18 protein-coding genes and 1 pseudogene are annotated in these 16,806 nt (G+C 70.8%); 6 read left to right on the top strand and 13 right to left on the bottom strand.

The window, feature by feature from the left end:
* Positions 1-91: 91 nt before the first annotated feature.
* Positions 92-829 (bottom strand): TetR/AcrR family transcriptional regulator, encoded by a 738-nt coding sequence (locus tag ACZ45T_RS13650; protein ID WP_468440654.1) that lies wholly within the window; start codon positions 827-829, stop codon positions 92-94.
* Between the two features lie 113 nt (positions 830-942).
* Here ACZ45T_RS13650 and ACZ45T_RS13645 point away from each other — a divergent pair, with 113 nt between their 5' ends.
* The 4 genes from ACZ45T_RS13645 (at position 943) to ACZ45T_RS13630 (ending at position 3,134) form a co-directional block, all read left to right on the top strand.
* A complete protein-coding gene (locus ACZ45T_RS13645) occupies positions 943-1,644 on the top strand; it encodes an NAD(P)-dependent oxidoreductase (RefSeq protein WP_468440652.1) in 702 nt (233 codons plus the stop codon).
* An 81-nt stretch (positions 1,645-1,725) separates the two neighbouring features.
* Complete coding sequence (locus ACZ45T_RS13640; protein WP_468440650.1) at positions 1,726-1,953, top strand: hypothetical protein; 228 nt, start codon at positions 1,726-1,728, stop codon at positions 1,951-1,953.
* 435 nt (positions 1,954-2,388) lie between these two features.
* A complete protein-coding gene (locus ACZ45T_RS13635; protein ID WP_468440648.1) occupies positions 2,389-2,751 on the top strand; it encodes a CorA family divalent cation transporter in 363 nt (120 codons plus the stop codon).
* A 32-nt stretch (positions 2,752-2,783) separates the two neighbouring features.
* Positions 2,784-3,134 (top strand): CorA family divalent cation transporter, encoded by a 351-nt coding sequence (locus ACZ45T_RS13630; protein ID WP_468440646.1) that lies wholly within the window; start codon positions 2,784-2,786, stop codon positions 3,132-3,134.
* 226 nt (positions 3,135-3,360) lie between these two features.
* Here ACZ45T_RS13630 and ACZ45T_RS13625 read toward each other — a convergent pair whose 3' ends face one another.
* From ACZ45T_RS13625 to katG, 7 genes and pseudogenes are all read right to left on the bottom strand, one after another.
* Positions 3,361-4,164 carry a PIG-L family deacetylase gene (locus tag ACZ45T_RS13625; RefSeq protein ID WP_468440685.1) on the bottom strand — a complete coding sequence of 268 codons (804 nt, stop codon included), beginning with the start codon at positions 4,162-4,164 and terminating at the stop codon, positions 3,361-3,363.
* 21 nt (positions 4,165-4,185) lie between these two features.
* Positions 4,186-4,689 carry an NUDIX domain-containing protein gene (locus ACZ45T_RS13620; protein WP_468440644.1) on the bottom strand — a complete coding sequence of 168 codons (504 nt, stop codon included), beginning with the start codon at positions 4,687-4,689 and terminating at the stop codon, positions 4,186-4,188.
* A gap of 301 nt (positions 4,690-4,990) precedes the next feature.
* Positions 4,991-6,373 (bottom strand): NUDIX domain-containing protein, encoded by a 1,383-nt coding sequence (locus ACZ45T_RS13615; RefSeq protein ID WP_468440642.1) that lies wholly within the window; start codon positions 6,371-6,373, stop codon positions 4,991-4,993.
* A gap of 78 nt (positions 6,374-6,451) precedes the next feature.
* The gene (locus ACZ45T_RS13610) at positions 6,452-6,919 is read right to left on the bottom strand and encodes an NUDIX hydrolase (protein ID WP_468440640.1); all 468 of its coding nucleotides are present in this window, start codon (positions 6,917-6,919) and stop codon (positions 6,452-6,454) included.
* A pseudogene (locus ACZ45T_RS13605) lies at positions 6,916-7,362 on the bottom strand (ATP-binding cassette domain-containing protein); the annotation flags it as partial. The gene ACZ45T_RS13610 and the pseudogene ACZ45T_RS13605, both read right to left, overlap by 4 nt.
* Before the next feature lie 751 nt (positions 7,363-8,113).
* A complete protein-coding gene (locus ACZ45T_RS13600; RefSeq protein ID WP_468440638.1) occupies positions 8,114-9,319 on the bottom strand; it encodes a winged helix DNA-binding domain-containing protein in 1,206 nt (401 codons plus the stop codon).
* Between the two features lie 103 nt (positions 9,320-9,422).
* Positions 9,423-11,606, bottom strand: coding sequence for a catalase/peroxidase HPI (katG, locus tag ACZ45T_RS13595; protein WP_468440636.1), 2,184 nt, complete (start codon positions 11,604-11,606; stop codon positions 9,423-9,425).
* A gap of 283 nt (positions 11,607-11,889) precedes the next feature.
* On the opposite strand from katG, the gene ACZ45T_RS13590 reads away from it, so the two are divergent.
* Complete coding sequence (locus ACZ45T_RS13590) at positions 11,890-12,126, top strand: hypothetical protein (RefSeq protein WP_468440635.1); 237 nt, start codon at positions 11,890-11,892, stop codon at positions 12,124-12,126.
* A gap of 1,070 nt (positions 12,127-13,196) precedes the next feature.
* On the opposite strand, the gene ACZ45T_RS13585 is transcribed toward ACZ45T_RS13590, so the two are convergent.
* The 3 genes from ACZ45T_RS13585 to ACZ45T_RS13575 form a co-directional block, all read right to left on the bottom strand.
* Positions 13,197-13,463 (bottom strand): hypothetical protein, encoded by a 267-nt coding sequence (locus ACZ45T_RS13585; RefSeq protein WP_468440633.1) that lies wholly within the window; start codon positions 13,461-13,463, stop codon positions 13,197-13,199.
* A gap of 7 nt (positions 13,464-13,470) precedes the next feature.
* A complete protein-coding gene (locus ACZ45T_RS13580; protein WP_468440683.1) occupies positions 13,471-13,971 on the bottom strand; it encodes a hemerythrin domain-containing protein in 501 nt (166 codons plus the stop codon).
* Between the two features lie 192 nt (positions 13,972-14,163).
* Entirely contained in the window at positions 14,164-14,334 is a 171-nt protein-coding gene (locus ACZ45T_RS13575; protein WP_468440631.1) for a hypothetical protein, read from the bottom strand.
* 202 nt (positions 14,335-14,536) lie between these two features.
* On the opposite strand from ACZ45T_RS13575, the gene ACZ45T_RS13570 reads away from it, so the two are divergent.
* Positions 14,537-14,812 (top strand): isoamylase early set domain-containing protein, encoded by a 276-nt coding sequence (locus ACZ45T_RS13570; protein ID WP_468440629.1) that lies wholly within the window; start codon positions 14,537-14,539, stop codon positions 14,810-14,812.
* A 27-nt stretch (positions 14,813-14,839) separates the two neighbouring features.
* Here ACZ45T_RS13570 and ACZ45T_RS13565 read toward each other — a convergent pair whose 3' ends face one another.
* Together ACZ45T_RS13565 and ACZ45T_RS13560 are read right to left on the bottom strand one after the other, a co-directional pair.
* Complete coding sequence (locus ACZ45T_RS13565; protein ID WP_468440627.1) at positions 14,840-16,228, bottom strand: FAD-binding protein; 1,389 nt, start codon at positions 16,226-16,228, stop codon at positions 14,840-14,842.
* A 144-nt stretch (positions 16,229-16,372) separates the two neighbouring features.
* Positions 16,373-16,768, bottom strand: coding sequence for a hypothetical protein (locus ACZ45T_RS13560; protein WP_468440625.1), 396 nt, complete (start codon positions 16,766-16,768; stop codon positions 16,373-16,375).
* Positions 16,769-16,806 lie beyond the last annotated feature (38 nt).

The following is a 16,806-nucleotide window of genomic DNA, read 5'->3' as shown; positions in this document are numbered from 1 at the left end:
CAGCCCGCTGGGCATCGGTCACCGACAACGGCGGAATCTTCGGACCCGGACGACTCATACCGAACTAACGACAAACCTCCGACTCAGGTCACTAGCTGGGGCTAGCCGGGTCCGTCAGGGGTGTGATGCCCAAGGACCGGGTGAGCTGGGCGAGTTCTTCACCGAAGAGCTTTTCCGGGCTGAGGGTCTGGTTCTGCAGGTGTCCGTAAATCTCCAGTGACACCAGGCCGTGCAGGTGGCTCCAGATGCGCAGGGCAAGGGCCACGCCGGCCGGGGGCAGGTCGGGAAAGGCCGGGCGGACCTTGTCCAGCAGGCCGGCGTCGAAGTCGGACCACTCGAATTCACTGTCCGAGTAACGAAGCTCGGCGTGCGGCCAGGCCGCGGCCGCGAGTGCGGTGATGCCGGTGCAGACCCGGTGGGCGGCTTCGGGGGCGGCGCCGCCCTCGGGGGGCCGGTAGCCGGGGACGGGGTCGCCGTAGATGAGGCGGAAACCCTCGGGGTTGGCCAGCGCCCAGTTCCTGAAGGCGCGGGCCCATGCCTGGATCCGGGCGGCCGGGTCCAGGGAGGGGTTGGCATCCCAGGCAGCGTCGACGGTGTCGGCCAGTGAGGTGTAGACGTTGCCGATCAGCGTCGTGACCAGGTCGTCGCGTGTGGCGAAGTAGCCGTAAATGGCGTTGGCCGTCATGCCCATCTCGCGCGCGATGGCCCGCAGCGTGATCGCGTCCGGTCCTCCCGAGGCCATCAGCTCCAGGGCGACCTTCCTGATCTCCGCGGTCGTCTCGGCCCGCAGCCGCTCGCGGCGCCCCTTGGTGTTCCCCACGCTTCCCATGACGGCTCACTCTACAGCGTCTCAATATTGTGCTCCGTATTAACACTTCACGCCGTATAGTCTCTGCGCGCCGTGAAGACGGTGGCGGTGCACCCAACTACCCAGGGAGAGCCATGAACATCGGAGTCATCGGAGCCACGGGCGGCATCGGAAGTCGCGTCGTCACCGAAGCCCTCGACCGGGGGCATCACGTCACGGCCTTCAGCCGCGACGCCACGCGGATCCACGAGGATCGGAAGAACGTCGTCTGGAAGAGCGTCGACGTTCTCGACGCCGACGGCATCGCCGCCGTCATGCCCGGCCTCGACGTACTCATCAGCGGATTCCAGCCCGGGAACGCCGCCAAGGACATCGCCGACACGGTGGCTCGCTCGATCGCCGATCCCACGGTGTACGCCACGGCCGCGCGAGCACTCCTGAAGGCGCTGGAGAGCCGCCCCAGGACCCGGCTCATCGTCATCGGCGGCGCCGGCAGCCTGGAGATCGAGCCCGGAGTGGTACGTGCCGACTCCGACGAACTCCTGCACGAGACCCTCGAAGAGATCGGCCTGCCGAGGGAGTACTCCGCCGCGGTGCGCGGCCACCGCGACGCCTTGAACGTCCTGCGCACCTCCAACCGGCTGTGGACCTACTTCAGCCCTGCCGAGGACATCGCCCCCGGCGAACGTACGGGCCGGTTCCGGATCGGCGGCGACCAGCCGGTCCTCGGCGCGGACGGGCGCAGCCGCATCTCCATGGAGGACGCCGCCGTCGCCCTCGTCGACGAGGCGGAGCTTCCGTGCTTCGTCCAACGACGCTTCACCATCGGCTACTGACCTGCCCGCCGGACAGCCCGGACCGCGCAGCGGTGACGTAACGACCGTCCACGAACGACCAGATGCCGTCGATGCCGAAGCGTGCGCACCGTCGGCGATGCCGTCGAGGATCTCGTCGTTGTCGAGATCCCAGTCCTGAAGCGCCTTGTCGGCGGCGACCTGTCCTGTCGTGACAACGTCAGCCTGGGTGTCTCGCCGCCCTGCGTGCGTGCTCGCCGGCCGCGGGTTTCGGCGCTTTCCGGGGTGGATCGGACTGATACGCCATTGTCCGACTTTGTAAACACATTGCTTGTCGTTTACCGTGGCTGAGGCGCGGGACAAACCGTGCCAAGATTTGCGGGAGGTGATCAGCGTGCCTGGTGGTAGTAGTCACAGGGCGTACACGCCGCCTATCCCGCTTGACGCACCGCAGTAGCGGCCCGCGTGCCGCGCGACGGCACGGCACCGCAGGATGCCTCCGTGGCGCGTCCGGTTTTCCGCGAGCCTTGTCCGTCGGGCCACGGGACTGAGTTGATCGCCTTCGCGGTGATTTCCCCCTGATATTCGAACCCGACGCCGTTTCGGCGTGCTCTGGCACGTCCACCGGTGACAGGGCCGCGCGGCCATTGATGCGTACCGCGTTGCCGGCCATCTCAGCGAACACATTCACCACATGTTTACCGCCGAAGCACGTCCGAGATCCGCCAAGGGGCGACGGCTGCGCGCCGAGCGCCGCCGGGGACGTGTCTTGACAGGAGGAATGCCATGACCAACGCCATGCCGACGAACCCCGACAACACGTTGATGCCAGTCGAGACGGTGGGGGAGCACGCCCAGAAGGTGGAGCTGCTCCGCGAGATCAACAGGGAGATCCGCGGCCTGAACAAGGAAATGGAAGACATCCGGGAGATCACCGAAGACCAGTTGAAGGTCACGGTGGAGACCCGGAAAGTGAGCGCCTGGACGGCGATCGCGGTGGTGCCCGGAGCTCTCGCGTCGCTCTACGGCTCCAACTTCGAGCACATGCCGGAACTGCAGCTCAAGTACGGCTGGCCGCTGTTCCTCGCGGCCCTGGCGTCCACCGCCTTGGCCACCTATTTCGCGGTCAAGCGCAAGGGCTGGCTGTAGGCCCGTCATCGAGCAGAGGAAGGACGATTCTCATGTCGGACAATTCCATGCAGCCCAGCTTGGCCGGGCTTGCTCCTAAAGACCTTGACGCGTGCTCGAATGAGGAACTGCGGACCTTTCTCCAGGGAGTCCGCCGGTACCGGAACGAACTGGTCCTGCTGCACGACAAGTCTGTGGAGCTTTACCACGGGACGAGGGTGGCGCGGAGGGTGACTTCGTGGCTCGTGGTGTTCATGATGCCCACGCTGCTGGGCGGGATCTACGCCGCGAACTTCCATCAGCCGGAAACCCGCTTCGTGTGGGCCTGGCCGGCCTTCCTCGCCCTGGTGGTGGCTTCGGGCGTGGCGATGTTCGCCCACCTGCGGCGTAAGGACTGCCTGTAGCGTCGCGGGGACGGCATGTCAGACCCGCCGCGGCCGACCGAGTCGTCTCGATCGGCCGCGGCGAGCCTTTCGGGTCGTTGCCGGCGGGCAGGGCGGTGAAGCCGAGCTTCTCGTAGAAGTCGACGGTCGCCTGGGTGTCGGAAACGCCCAGGCACGGGGCGATGGCGGGAGCGTATTTCACGCGGGTGACGGCCGCTCCCGTAGCGTCTGGGGCATGACCAGGCCTTCACGCCAGTTCGCGAAGCCCCTTGAAGGCCGAGACAAGGTCGTGGCGAATGAACCACTCGGTCCCCAGGAGTGACTCCCTTTGCGATGCCGGCACCTCGCTCAGCAGGCCCGGTAGCGAGCGGCCCCGTGCCGCCTCCGAGCGGTGGGCCTGGACAGCGGCCCACTTCTGCTCCAGCCAGGGGCGGACATCGACCGTCGCCGTGACCAGCGCGTCGGGGACCGTGCACAGGCGCTTGCCCGCCCCGGCGAGGAGATCGGCCAGCCCGCTGCTCCCAGACCGGGGGTGTGCGGAGAAGTACACGGCCTTGGGCTGCCACGGCGGCCCGGCCCGGGGGTAGAGGTCGTCGAGGCCGGCCGCGTGCGCGGCGAGCAGGGTCACGCGATGGGTGTGGATGTGGTCGGGGTGCCCGGAGGAGCCGTAGGCGTCGTGGGTGATGATGACGTCCGGCCGGAAGTCGCGCACGTGGCCGACGACGCGCTCCACGCTCTCCTCCAGCGGGGCGTCGTAGAAGCGTGGCTGCCCGGGGGCCGAGTCGGGAACCCGGAGGTCGGCGTACCCGAGCATGCGGGGTTCTCCGGCGCCGAGGACCGTGAGGGCGTCGGCGAGTTCGGCGGCGCGATGGCTGCCGGGGGCCCAGGTGGCCGTCACGACGGCGGTGCGGGCGCCGGAGGCCGCGTGGCGGGCGAGGGTTCCTCCGGCCACGAGGGATTCGTCGTCGGGGTGGGCGTAGACCGCGAGGACATCGCCGAGGCGCTCGCCGTTCTGGGTGGCCGTGGTCGCGGCCACGCGCGGGTCGGACATCGAGTCGATGCGCATCCGCATCTACGCCTCCCAGTCCCAGGTGTCGAAGTACACCGGCGTGCCCTGCCGGCGGGCGGCCACGACCGCTTCCAGCCGCGCGTGATCCCGGACCGGCATCAGCTCCCGCCACTCGGTCACCGTCAGGGCGCGGACCTCGTCGTGCTCGTCCGGATCCAGCACGATGCCGGCGAGCTGTTGCGGGCTGAGACGACCGCCGTCGAAGACGTAACCCACCGTGCTGTGCGGCCACTCCTTCCCCGGCAGCCCGAACACCGCCGCCAGCAGCCGCGGCGGTCCGGGCATCACGAGTCCGGTCTCCTCCCGGCACTCCCGCACGGCGGTCTGCCAGGGCCGCTCGCCCGCCTCGGTGACGCCGCCGGGCCACTGCCAGGGGTGAATGCCGGAGTAGGTGGCGCGCAACTGGACGGGCCGGTCGTCCTCGTCGGTGAAGAACAGCGCCCCGAAGACGGTGGCCTTCGGCAGGGTCGCGGCGAACTCCTCGGGTGGAAGCCACTTCTTGCTCACGACGCGCTCCCGTCGGCCGGGCTCGGGAAACGGGTCATCCTCATGAGCGCCGGGTCGGCGCACCGGCTGAGCCGGCCGGGTGTGGCGGGGCGGGACTGGGGCATGGCGTGGTCCTTCGGCGATGGGTCTTGGGGGCTAGGCCGTCTCTTTCGGATCTTGTCGGCCGAGCCCGGGGCGTCTGGTGCCGTGCATGGCAAGGCGGAGGGGCGTGCCGCGTACTGGACGGTACTCGGGCGCCCCGACAACGCGGCCAGGTGCGGTGCCAGGCGTCGCGGGCCCGACAAGATCCGAAAGAGACGGCCTACGGGTGGTGGGCGGCGTGGAGCCGGAGCAGGGTGCGCCGGCCCCGCTCCGCGACCTCGGGGTCGTCGTGGCGGGTGCCGTACGCGATGCCGGAGACGGCGTCGAAGGCGGCCTCGCAGTCCAGGCGGAGTTCCTCGGCGGGGGTGAGGGATCTGCCGTACCCGTCGAGGAAGGCGTTGCGCAGGTCGGGCCGGCCGGTCCAGGTGTCGCTCAGGCGGACCATGTCCCGGGTGGCGGTGGCGTACTCGGACCGCTCGAAGTCGAACAGCCGCAGCTCGCCGTCGTCGGCGAGGAGTACGTTGCGGTACTGGAGGTCCCCGTGCGTGGGCACGAGCGCGGTCGGCGGGAGGCCCTCGTACCGGCGGGCCAGAGCCAGTACCGCCTCCTCGTCCCCCTCGGCCAGGTGCGGCCGGGCCTCTTCCAGGTGACGCTTCACCTGGCCCGCCGCAGCCGAGGGTCCGGGGGTCTGCTCCGGGGCGCTGTGGTGCAAGGCGCGGGCGAGGCGGCCCAGACCGTGGTGGACACGTGCCTCGGCCGCCGCAGCGAGGACCAGGCCGTGCAGCGACCGCCCCGCCAGCGCGGTGATGACGACGGCCCGCGCCGCGGAGTCGGACGCCACGAGGCGGGGAGCCCGCGGCCCGAGCGCCGGCACCCACGCCCGGTACGCGGCCACTTCCCGGTCGTGGAACCGCGACCCGCGGTGCCGCTTCAGGTACCAGGTGCCGCCACCGGATCCGGTGAGCTGCCACACCCGGCTGCCGGCGCGCACCCAGGAGACCTCGACCGCGCGGGTGATCCGGCCGACAGCCTGCTCGGCGAACACCCTCAGCCGGTACGGCAGATCCACCCCGCCCGTGGGCGGGGCGGGCAGGAGCCGGGTGCGGTCGGGGCGGTCCGCGGCGTACTGGATCAGGTCGTCCGGCCGCTGGAAGTGCACGGCTGCGGGCAGGCCGGCGCGGTAGGCGTCCAGGCCGGCCCGGCAGTACGCCACCATCGGCTCCGGCAGCCCGTCCAGCGGGTACCAGCGCATGCCGTCGCACCGGTCCGGCTCCATCACCCGGGGACGGCCCGACCACCGCCGCACCTCGAAGAAGACGCCGATCCGGGAACCGGCGCTCCGGGGAGGGTGGTGGTGAACGGTGACGGCGGCGCTCACGTCCTCCGTCGCGATGCGAACGCCGGTCTCCTCGCGGGCCTCCCGGATCACCGCCGTCACCATGTCCTCGCCCGGGTCGAGGTGCCCGGAGGGCAGGTGCCACAGGCCGGCCGCGTACACGGGCCCGGCTCGCCGCGACAGCAACACCTCCGGGCCGGGCTCCCCGTCGCGGCGCAGGATGAGGTGGACGTCGACCGGCACCGTGTGCCGCGCGCCGCCGCTCATCGAGTGGCTCCTGGGCGCAGGGCGAGGGGCACGGTGAACACGTACTCCTGGGTCATTTCTCTCCCTCGTGGCGGGTCATCAGGTCCAGCCGAGTTCGGTGTAGAGGCGGCCGGCCCGGATGCCCTCGATGGCGGCCCGGGCATAGGGGACGACCGGGTGGGGGAGGGCGTCGGCGGGCCACCAGTCCCAGGACAGGCAGCGGTCGGGCTCGCGCACCTCGGGCGTGCCCTGCCACCGGCGGGCGCGGAAGACCAACTGCATACGAGGCTGCCCGCCCGGCTCGTCCACGATGTGCACGAGGTGGGCCAGCTCCACGTCGGCCGGGTCGATGACCAGGCCGGCCTCCTCGTCCGCCTCCCTCACCAGGCAACTCACGGCCGACTCCTGCTCGCAGTGCCCGGCGAGGAAGTGATGGGTGGAGCCCGCGTACGCGGAGTCGGGGTGCCTCAGGCCCAGCAGCACCCGGCCGTCGCGCTCCAGGTACAGGTGGACGCCTACGAGGACGTGGTTCCCGGTGGCGGGGGCGGCGACGGGCGTGGCGGTCATGTGCGGTCCTCCGCGGGCAGTTCGTCGTGGGCGCCCGCGGGCTGTGCGGGGATGGGGGTGTCGAAGGCGGCGGCCTGGACGAGGTAGGCCTCCCGGAAGTCCCCGGTGCCGGTCGTCTCGCCCATCAGCTCGGCGAACGTCCCCGACTCGGCGACCCGGCCGTCCTTCAGGACATGGATCAGGTTGGCGTGGCGTACGGAGTGCAGGCGGTGGGTGATGAGCACGATGGTCTGCCCGGTGGTGGCCGCGAGGGTCCGGATCTGGTCGAAGACCCGCTGCTCGGCAACCGCGTCCAGCGCGCTGGTGGGCTCGTCCACGATCAGGACCTCGGCCTCCCGGTACTTCGCCCGGGCGATGCCCACCCGCTGCCACTGTCCGCCGGAGATCTGGTGCCCGCCCCGGTATCCGCGGGCCGGCAGCGTGCCCAGTCCGCGAGGTACTGCCCGGGCGAGCCCCTCGTTGGTGGTGCCCTCCGTGAGGAGATGGCCGAGGACGCTGTTGACCGCCACCAGTCCCACGGCCTGGGTGATGCCACGGCCGAGCTCGGAGCCGAGGACGACCCGCAGGGCGTGCGCGTCGGCGAGGTGTGCCAGCCGGACGCCCGTGCCGACGAGCCGGGGCAGGCCCCTCGCCATCGTCCACAGGCCCAGCTTCAGCCACGCGCCCTCGTGCCGGTCCCAGCCGATGTCGTAGGCGAGCTCGCCGCCGAAGAGGAGCCGCTCCGACTCGGACACCCCCGCGGCCCCGGGTCCGGAGGCTGCGTTCCGGCTCATGCCCGCGGCTCCGTGTCCGGCCGTGAGGCCCGGCCGCCGGCGGGAGCGTCAACCTGGTGCCTGATTCGCGGCCGAGGGCGGGACGACAGCCGGCGATGTTCGAATGTGGCAAGGCCGGCGCGGTGAGCAGGTACGGCATTCACGGCATCCTCCGGATGGGTGCATGGCTGGCACTGGTGCTCTAGGAACGGCCCTGGATCGGTCCCGTCACGGCCGATTCGGGGGCAGGCGGTGAACGTATGTTCTGGTCGCGGCCGGTGGGCTTGGGGTGTCTGGGGAAGGGGAGTTGAAACTCGCTCGAACAGGAAGGGTCGCTCGTGCGGGGGATTGCCTCGTGCCGCTGCCGGCCCCTGCGCGGGGCCGTCCCCGGGCGGGTCGGGTGCGGGTCAGGCGTGGGTGGGGTGCGGGTGGGGGCGCGAGGTCAGGCGTGGGGTCCTACGGTGACCTTGCCGAGGGTGAGCTCCGCGGTTCCCTCGAGCATCGCGCCCGTACGCTCCACCTGTTCGTCCAGTGCGCGGCGGTGGGCCGCGCTCAGCCGCCCGGGCCCCACCGGCTCCACGGTGAGCGCGATGCGGCGCCCCGTACGGCGCTGGTGCCAGACACCGGCGACCGTACCGTCGACCAGCATGACGGGGTGGTTGCCGGCTTGGCCGCCGGCCAGGGCGCGGGTGGCCGCGGCGCCGGGGAAGAGCAGCTCGCGGGGGCGGCCGGCGATGACGTACGCGTCGAAGTACGGCAGCAGCCGCAGGCCGCGCGGGAGTTCGTCCGGGAAGACGGTGTCTCCGGCGGCGAGCCACGCCCGGCCGGACGCGAAGGCCACCTCCTCGATGCGCTCCTTCCGGGCGAGGGAGCCGAAGAGCTCGGCGGCCCAGCCGTGGGGTGCGGCGAGCCAGGTGGCGAAGTCCTGGGCGGTGGCGGGCCCGTAGGCACGCAGATAGCGGTCCACCAGCTCGTGCAGCGACCGGGTGGGGGAGGCGGGGGTGCAGCCGGGGTTGGTGTAGGTGACCTTGCGTCCCCGGTCGCGGCCGAAGGCCAGCACTCCGTGGTGGGCGGCGGTGTGCGTGACCTGGCGCCAGCGCGGCCACATGGTCTGGAAGGCGGGCATGACCGGGTCAGCGGCCCAGGACCCGGTCCGCGCGACGATCGCCTCGGTGAGCTCGTCCACGGTCAGCTCGGCGCCGGTCAGCGCGTCGCCGATCGCGGCGATCACCTCGTCCGTCTGGGCGGCCGTCATCCGGGCCTCTGGACGGAAGGGGCTGGGGCGCGCGGGCAGGGCGGAGAGGGCCCCGGTCCACCAGGGCAGATCCCGGGCCGGCAGCAGATGGATGGTGCCGCGCGGCCCGAAGGTCTTGACCAGCGCGCCCGGTCGCGCTCGCGGTCCCCGGCCCTCTTTCCGGGCCGGCCCCTGTCCGCCGGTCAGTGCGTCGCGCACGTCCGTGCGGGTCGCGCCGTCCAGGCGTAGGGCGATGGAGAGTTCCGCCGCGGACGCCACCTGGGCGTGCGCGCCGAGCATCCGCCCGGAGATGTCGGCGGGCGAGGTGTCGGCGGTCGCGGCGGGGGTGAGGAGCCCCTGCCGGTCCATCCGGCGGGCGCTTGCGGCGGTCCAGGACACCCGGGTCGTCTGCATGGTTCCACGCTACGACTCCGTGCCGGACGAGCCGGGCCGCTCCAAGACGGCCTCGCCGAGTCCCGGCCGGCCGGTGCGAGGCCGGCCGACCGGGACACCGGGCTCAGGCGAGGTCGAACCTGTCGAGGTTCATCACCTTGTCCCACGCCGCCACGAAATCACGGACGAACTTCTCTCCCGCGTCCGCGGAGGCGTAGACCTCCGCGACGGCCCGGAGCTGGGAGTCCGAACCGAAGACGAGGTCGACGGCGGTGGCGGTCCACTTGGCCTTGCCCGTGGCGCGATCCCGGCCTTCGAACACGTTCTCGGCCGAGGTCGAGGCCTTCCACTCCGTACCCATGTCGAGCAGGTTGACGAAGAAGTCGTTGGTCAACGTCTCGGGCCGGTGGGTGAGGACGCCGTGTGGGGACCGCTCGACGTTGGTGTTCAGGGCCCGCATGCCGCCGGTCAGGACCGTCATCTCGGGGGCGGTCAGTGTCAACAGGTTGGCGCGGTCGAGCAGGAGGGTCTCCGGCGACAGCTTCTCCCCTGCCGGGAGGTAGTTGCGGAACCCGTCCGCCCTGGGTTCGAGTACGGCGAACGCCTCCACGTCGGTCTGCTCCTGCGAGGCGTCCGTGCGTCCCGGTGCGAACGGGACCGTGATGTCGTGGCCGGCGTTCTTCGCTGCCTGCTCGACGGCCGCGCACCCGCCCAGGACGATCAGATCGGCGAGCGACACCTGCGTTCCGCCGGTCTGCGAGCCGTTGAAGTCCTGCCGGATCCGGTCGAGGCCCTGCACCACCTCGGCCAGCTGGGCATTGACCTCCCAGTCCTTCTGCGGCGCGAGCCGGATCCGTGCCCCGTTGGCTCCGCCCCGCTTGTCGGTGCCGCGGAAGCTGGCGGCCGCCGCCCAAGCGGTGGTGGCCAGCTGGGAGACGGACAGTCCCGAGGCGAGGATCCGGGCCTTGAGGTCGGCGATCTCCGCGTCCCCGACCAGTGGGTGATCGACCGGGGGGACGGGGTCCTGCCACAGCTGCGGCGCGGGAATCCACGGGCCGAGGTAACGCGGGAGGGGCCCCATGTCGCGGTGCAAGAGCTTGTACCAGGCCTTGGCGAACGCCTCCGCGAGCTTGGCCGGGTTCTCGTGGAAGCTCTTCGAGATCGGCCCGTAGACCGGATCCAGCTTCAGCGAGAGGTCCGTCGTCAGCATCATGGGAGCGTGCCGTTTCGACGGATCGTGCGCGTCGGGCACCGTGCCCTGGGCCGAGGGGTCAGTGGGGGTCCACTGCTGCGCACCGGCCGGGCTCGTCGTCAACTGCCAGTCGTACTTGAACAGGTTGTCCAGGTAGCCGTTGTCCCACTTCGTCGGCTCGGAGGTCCATGCGCCCTCGAGCCCACTGGTGAGCGAGTCGACGCCGCTGCCGCTGCCGTAGGAGTTCCTCCATCCGAGGCCCTGCTGCTCGATCGGGCAGGCCTCGGGTTCCGGACCGATGTACTCGGGACCGACCGCGCCGTGGCACTTGCCGAACGTGTGGCCGCCGACGATGAGCGCGACCGTCTCCTCGTCATTCATCGCCATGCGCGCGAACGTCTCGCGAATGTCCTTGGCGGCAGCGATCGGATCCGGGTTGCCGTTGGGCCCTTCCGGATTGACGTAGATCAGTCCCATCTGCACGGCACCGAAAGGACCGGTGAGTTCCCTGTCGCCGCTGTAGCGCTCATCTCCGAGCCATGTGTCCTCGGGCCCCCAGAAGATTTCCTCGGGTTCCCAGATGTCCTCTCGCCCGAACCCGAACCCGAACGTCTTGAACCCCATCGATTCCATGGCGCAGTTGCCGGCGAAGACAAGAAGATCGGCCCATGAGATTTTCCGGCCGTACTTCTGCTTGACCGGCCAGAGCAAACGGCGCGCCTTGTCGAGACTCGCATTGTCCGGCCAACTGTTGAGGGGGGCGAAGCGCTGAGCGCCGGAGCCGCCACCGCCCCGGCCGTCGGCGATGCGGTACGTTCCCGCGGCGTGCCAGCTCATCCGGATGAAGAGCGGCCCGTAGTGGCCGTAGTCGGCAGGCCACCAGTCCTGCGACGTGGTCATCACGTCGAAGACGTCCTGCTTCAGCGCGTCGACGTCCAGGGTGGCGAACTCTTCTGCGTAGTTGAAGTCCTCACCCATCGGATTGGAGCGAGGCGAGTGCTGGTGGAGAACCTGAAGGTCCAGCTGATTCGGCCACCAGTCCCGGTTCGTCCTGGGGCGGCCCGGCGCGGGGGCCGGGGTGGGGATTACGGGGTTCTCGCTTTCGCTGCCGGACACGTCCGTCCTTCTTCCTGTCGCGGTGTTTTCCGTCTACTGGCTGTTGGCTGCTTGCTCTCGACCTTGTCTGCTTTCCGAATTGAGCACTGTCGGCGTCCGTATGGTCGCGCACCGCAGACCACACGGCTACGAGAACACGCAGAACGAATGACGACTCTCCCGGCCTCCGAGAGGTGCGGGAAAGGGTGCATTTTCTGATCGTGTTCCCGGCCTGCGGTGAGTGTGATCGTGGCCGCCGGGGCCGCGTCGTGGCACTCTGGCCATGAAGTGGAGGAGAGTCGCCATGACCGAAAGTGCGAGTCCGTACATCTCCGCGGCGCGAGTCACGGTACTGGGCGTGTATCCCGGTGACCCGCCCTTCCGCATCGTGGAAATCGACGGCGAGGTCGCCAGCACCGCCCGGTCCATGACGGATGTGATCCTGACCGCCGCGGCCGCCGGCATCACGATCCACGACCTGGACGACCCGGGCGAGGTCCGGTGGGTCGGCGGTGGGAAGTTCCACTGGCGCAAGTCCTGAGGCGGTGAGGCCACGGCCCCACTCGCGTCTCGCTCCGGGCGGTCGGGCGGCTCAGCCTTCGGCGCGCCCTTCGTGCGGTCGACGATGGACGTCAGTTTGGTGCGGCCCCAACGGCACACCAGCAGGAGCAGGCAGATCGCGGTGAGGACCCACAGGCCGGAGAAGAGCCAGAGCAGGGCCGGTGCGGCCGTCGCTGCGGCCCGTACGAAGAGCGCCGCGCAGACGATGGCGAGGAGGGACGTGCACAGGCCCAACCGGTGATCACGGGCAGTCCCAGCGGGCTCACACGGGCGGCTCATCGTTCCGGCCGCCGTGTCTACGGCTCTGCGGCGCGGGTAGGCGCGGGAGGCCCCCATGGAGCCGGGCAGTCGTACACCCGTGCGGAAGCCCGTGCAGAGGGAGGAGGGACGAGGCCATGGACACCAGCGGTCGGATTCCCCGTGTGGTGGTGGGTGTCGACGGGTCTCCCGCTTCGTACGAGGCGCCATCGTCCGCGCGGACACGAGCAGCGATGACGACGCCCTCGACCGTGTCTGACCGGCGCTGCCGCCGGTCTCCAGACGACCCTCGGGAGTCACCATGACGCATCCGAAGACCGGTCCGCCCACTCATCCCTTCCCGCGGGATCCCTCGGATCCGCGTCCGGCGCCTCCCACCCATCCCTGGCCCGGTGATCCCCAGGCGCCACGACCGGCACCGGGACCCGGCCCCACCCCGGAGCCGGCGCCCGGTCCACCGCAGCCTCCGCCCCTCCCGGACGCAGCCGTGATGGGCACTCCACCGAACGACCCCGTACCGCCCAGCCCCACTCCGGCGCCGGGCCCGGGCCCCGGCCCGCAGCCCGGGCCGCTGCCCGGCCCCGTACCCGCTCCCGGCGGGCCGGACCCGGTGCCTCCGGCACCTCCGCAGCCCGAACCCGACCCCCGGCCGCCGCCGGCACCGCGGCCCGAGCCGCACCCCCAGCCGGGGCCCCTGCCCGGTCCCGTGCCGGCGCCGGAACCCGTCACCTGAGGGAAGGGGGGCCGGCGTGCCTCCTGAACGCCCGACGCCCGACGCCCGACGCTCAGGGCTCAGTGATCGGTGCTCCCGGGCGCAGGACGCTCCCCGCTCGGACGGTGCGGACGTGTCTGCTCCTCCCGGCCGATGCCGGGACGCTGGCGCTTGGCGGAATGACCGCCCGCGTCGGCGGCGTCGGCGGGGCCGGCAGCGCCCAGGCCGCCCGCAGTGCCCGCGACGGCCCTGTCCGCCGCCTGCCGGGCTTCCCGGTCACCGCTCTCGCCGACCGCCTGGGACGGTGTGGTGCGCGGTTGCCGGCGCGGCCGCTCCTGCTCGCTCATGTCGTTGTCACCCGCCCACGATCTTGCGCACGTTCTCGATGCTGCCGCAGCCGGATGCCAGCTGCTTCTCGCGCTCCTTCAGGAAGGCGGTGCCCAGCTCGGCCCGGCGGTCGTCGGGGACGTTTTCCCTGGCGCCGTTGAGGATCGTCCGCTCCTCCTCGTCCACGTGGTGGGAGACCGCCTTGACCAGGTCCTCCAGCCGTTCGTCCCACTTTTCGGAGCCGACCTCGTCCACTTCGAGCAGCGCCAGCAGTGCCTTGTTGCCCTCGGCGTGTTCCTCCTCGCCGTGCTCCACTTCCTCGTTGTCGACGTCCTTGAAGCGTTTGAGCGCCCCGTAGACCTTGGCTTCCTCCGCCTCGCCGTGCGCGATGAGCAGGGCCGAGAACTTCTCCAGTGCTCCCGCACGGTCGGCTTCGACGCTCCGCATGCGGCGGAACAGCTCCTCCATGGTGCGGTGGTCCTTGAGGATCACCTCGACGACATCCTGGTCCTTCGACTCGCCCGCCATACCATCGGCCTCCTCGATCGGGTTTTCCATCATCTGGCGGGTGCTCACTGGCGGGCGGTTGAAACCCCGAGGTTCGGGCCGGCTCCCCGTCGTGCCCTGGTTCCCGCGAACGTGACAGGACCCGGCCGAGGTGATGGTGACTACGGGCCCGGCCGGGTCCTGCGTGCGTGAGGTGTACGGGTTCTGCCCGGGTCAGTGCTCTTCGTCGGGCATCTCGTCCTTGCGCGGCTGCTTGAGCTCCTCGGGGCTCTTGCCCCGGGCGCCCTCCTGGCCTTCACCGGGGTGGACGGGGTCCTGGCCCGGGCGGTGCATCCGCTTCTGCTCCTCGCGGCCCTTGCCCGGTTCCTGGCGCTTGTCCTGCATACCCGGCTCCTCTGTGACGGTGACGGAAGGGTTCCTGCTCGCCCACCCTGACATCCACCGTGATGACTCGCATCATTTGTGTTACCGAATGTGGTGGGCGGGTGACGCCGTGACCGGTGTGGCCGGGTCGACGTGCGGTCCGCGCGCCCGCCCCCGACGATGGGCGGCGTACCCATCCGCTGCCACCGTCAGGAGCCCGCCCATGCTGGAGCGCACGCTGCGCAAGGACCGGACCGAGGTCACCTTCATCCTTCCCGCCGACACCCCGCCGGGGCCGGTCAGCGTGGTGGGCGACTTCAACGACTGGCAGCCCGGCGTCCACACCCTCAAGTCCCGCAAGGACGGCAAGCGCGCCGTCACGGTCGAGCTGCCCAGTGAGAGCACCCACTCCTTCCGGTACCTGGCGGCCGGGGACTACTGGTTCAACGACGAGAGCGCCGGCGACCAGGACGGCCCCAACAGCCGCCTGCACACCTGACCCCGCCGGACACGAGCGCCGGGCGCATCAGAAGATGCGCTGGCCTGGGGTGAGGATGCCGTCGGGGTCGTAACGCTGCCGTGCGGCCTCGAACTCGTTCCAGAAGGTGCCGAAGTGACGCACCCAGTCGGCCCGAGCGAGCGGCACCGACCCGATCGGGTACCAGTGGCCGCCCGCGTCGAGCGTGGCGTCGTACTGGGTGCGATTCGCGGCGACCATCTCCTCGGGGGAATCCGCCCCGGGCGAAGCGGTTTTGAGGAGGGAGAAGAGATAGGCGAGCTCTTCGTCCGGCATGACCGGCAGCGGGGTCGTGCACTTGGCGGTGAGGACGGGGTACAGCAGGATGACCGCGCTCGCGCCGATCGCGTCGGCCTTGAGGCCCGCGAGCGTCTCCGTGACGACGGCGTCGACCGAGGAGGCGGGGAGCAGGCTGTCGTACCAGGGGTGGGGCCGCTTCCACTCACCGATGGACTTCAACGTCTCCACCAGCGGGGCGATCCGGTTGAGGAAGTCGAAGTAGGGCACGTCCTGGGCCTCGACCGCGGTGTATTCCAGGCCGTGGGTCAGGCGGGCGTCGTCAGCGCGTGTCGCGTCGTAGGCCGCGGCCTCGATCACGTACGTCCAGCCCTCCGGGGAAGGCGACTGGACCTGGCCGACGAGGTAGTCGAAGCGACCGTCCTCGATCAGCTCGGCCTGCTGGGCGGTGAGCGCGGCAACGCTCGGGCAGGTCAGTGTGTAGAGCCGTACGGAGCGGGGCGCGGGGACCAGCGGGATGGTGGCGCGGGTGATGAGCGCGCACTGTCCGAGACCGCCGAGGGCGGCCCGGAAAAGGTCGGGGCGCAGGGTGGCCGAACAGGTCGTCAGCTCGCCTTCGCCGGTGACCACCTGGAGTTCGAGGACGTTGTCGGCCTGTGTCCCGTACCGGCCGATCTGCCCGCCCAGGCCTCCGGCCGACAGTGTGCCGCCGACGGACAGCTCCAGGTAGTCGGTGAAGACGGGCGGGGTGAGGCCCAGGGGCAGGGTGGCCCGGACCAGGGCGCTCCACAGCGCCCCGCCCTGGACGACGGCGGTGTCGTCGCGGATCTCGACGGAGTTCAGGGTGCTGAGGTCGATGACGAGCCCGGAGGGCACCTGGGCCTGCCCGTTGGTGGAGTGCCCCTGGCCCCGCCCGGCAACTTTCAGCCCGCGCTCGCGGCAGTGGCGGACCATCGTGGCGACGTCCTCGGCCGAGCCGGGCCTGAGTACCGCGGCCGGCCGCTGGTGGACGAGGCCGCCGAAGTCGGTGGACGCCGCTTCGAGAGCGGCCTCGTCCCGGCACAGTTCCCCGTCCAGCGCCGGGACTGCGTCGAAGACACTGGAGGCGCGGCGGGCGGCGGCCGGATCCGGCTGCCGGGCAGGGCGGTGGGGAAGAGTCACGCTTGCTCCAGTCGGCTCAGGAATCGGGAACGGGCACACGTCCTGCCCAGTGTCGTCCTCGCGCCGTCAGAAGGTCCACCAGAACGGCACTTTGACGTCGCACGGCCGGCGGACGGCCGATCCTGAAGTGGATCTGAAGGCGGGTCAGGCCAAGGCGAAGATGTCTTCCTGCGCGTCGTCGAGGACGAACCCGTTGTCGAGGCGCACGCGTACCGTCACGCGGAGCTTCCGCCCCTGGTAGGCGATCCACTCGGGTTCCAGGGAGCCGACCTGCTCTTCGAGCTGCTTCCTGCTCCCCGGGGGCATCTGGTGGCCGAAGTCGTCCAGCAGTGACTTGAGCCGTACGTACTCGCGGACCTCCTGGCTCTGCTGCTGACGCGGCTCGTGCACCCGCTCGACGGTGCCCTCGGTGCCCGATGCCAGGGACAGGGAGCCGGCGACGGCATCCGCCGAATCCGGGAAGTCCCCGGCAGGAACGACCGACCCGGCCAGTCTGAGGTCCGCCGCCAGCTTCACGCGCTGGCCTTCTTCGAGCGTCATCGATCCTTCGTCTCTCCGGTCGGCAGGGCCCGCGACCG

The organism is Streptomyces sp. NPDC030995 (assembly GCF_055571215.1).
This window is presented reverse-complemented; position numbering and strand designations above follow the sequence as displayed.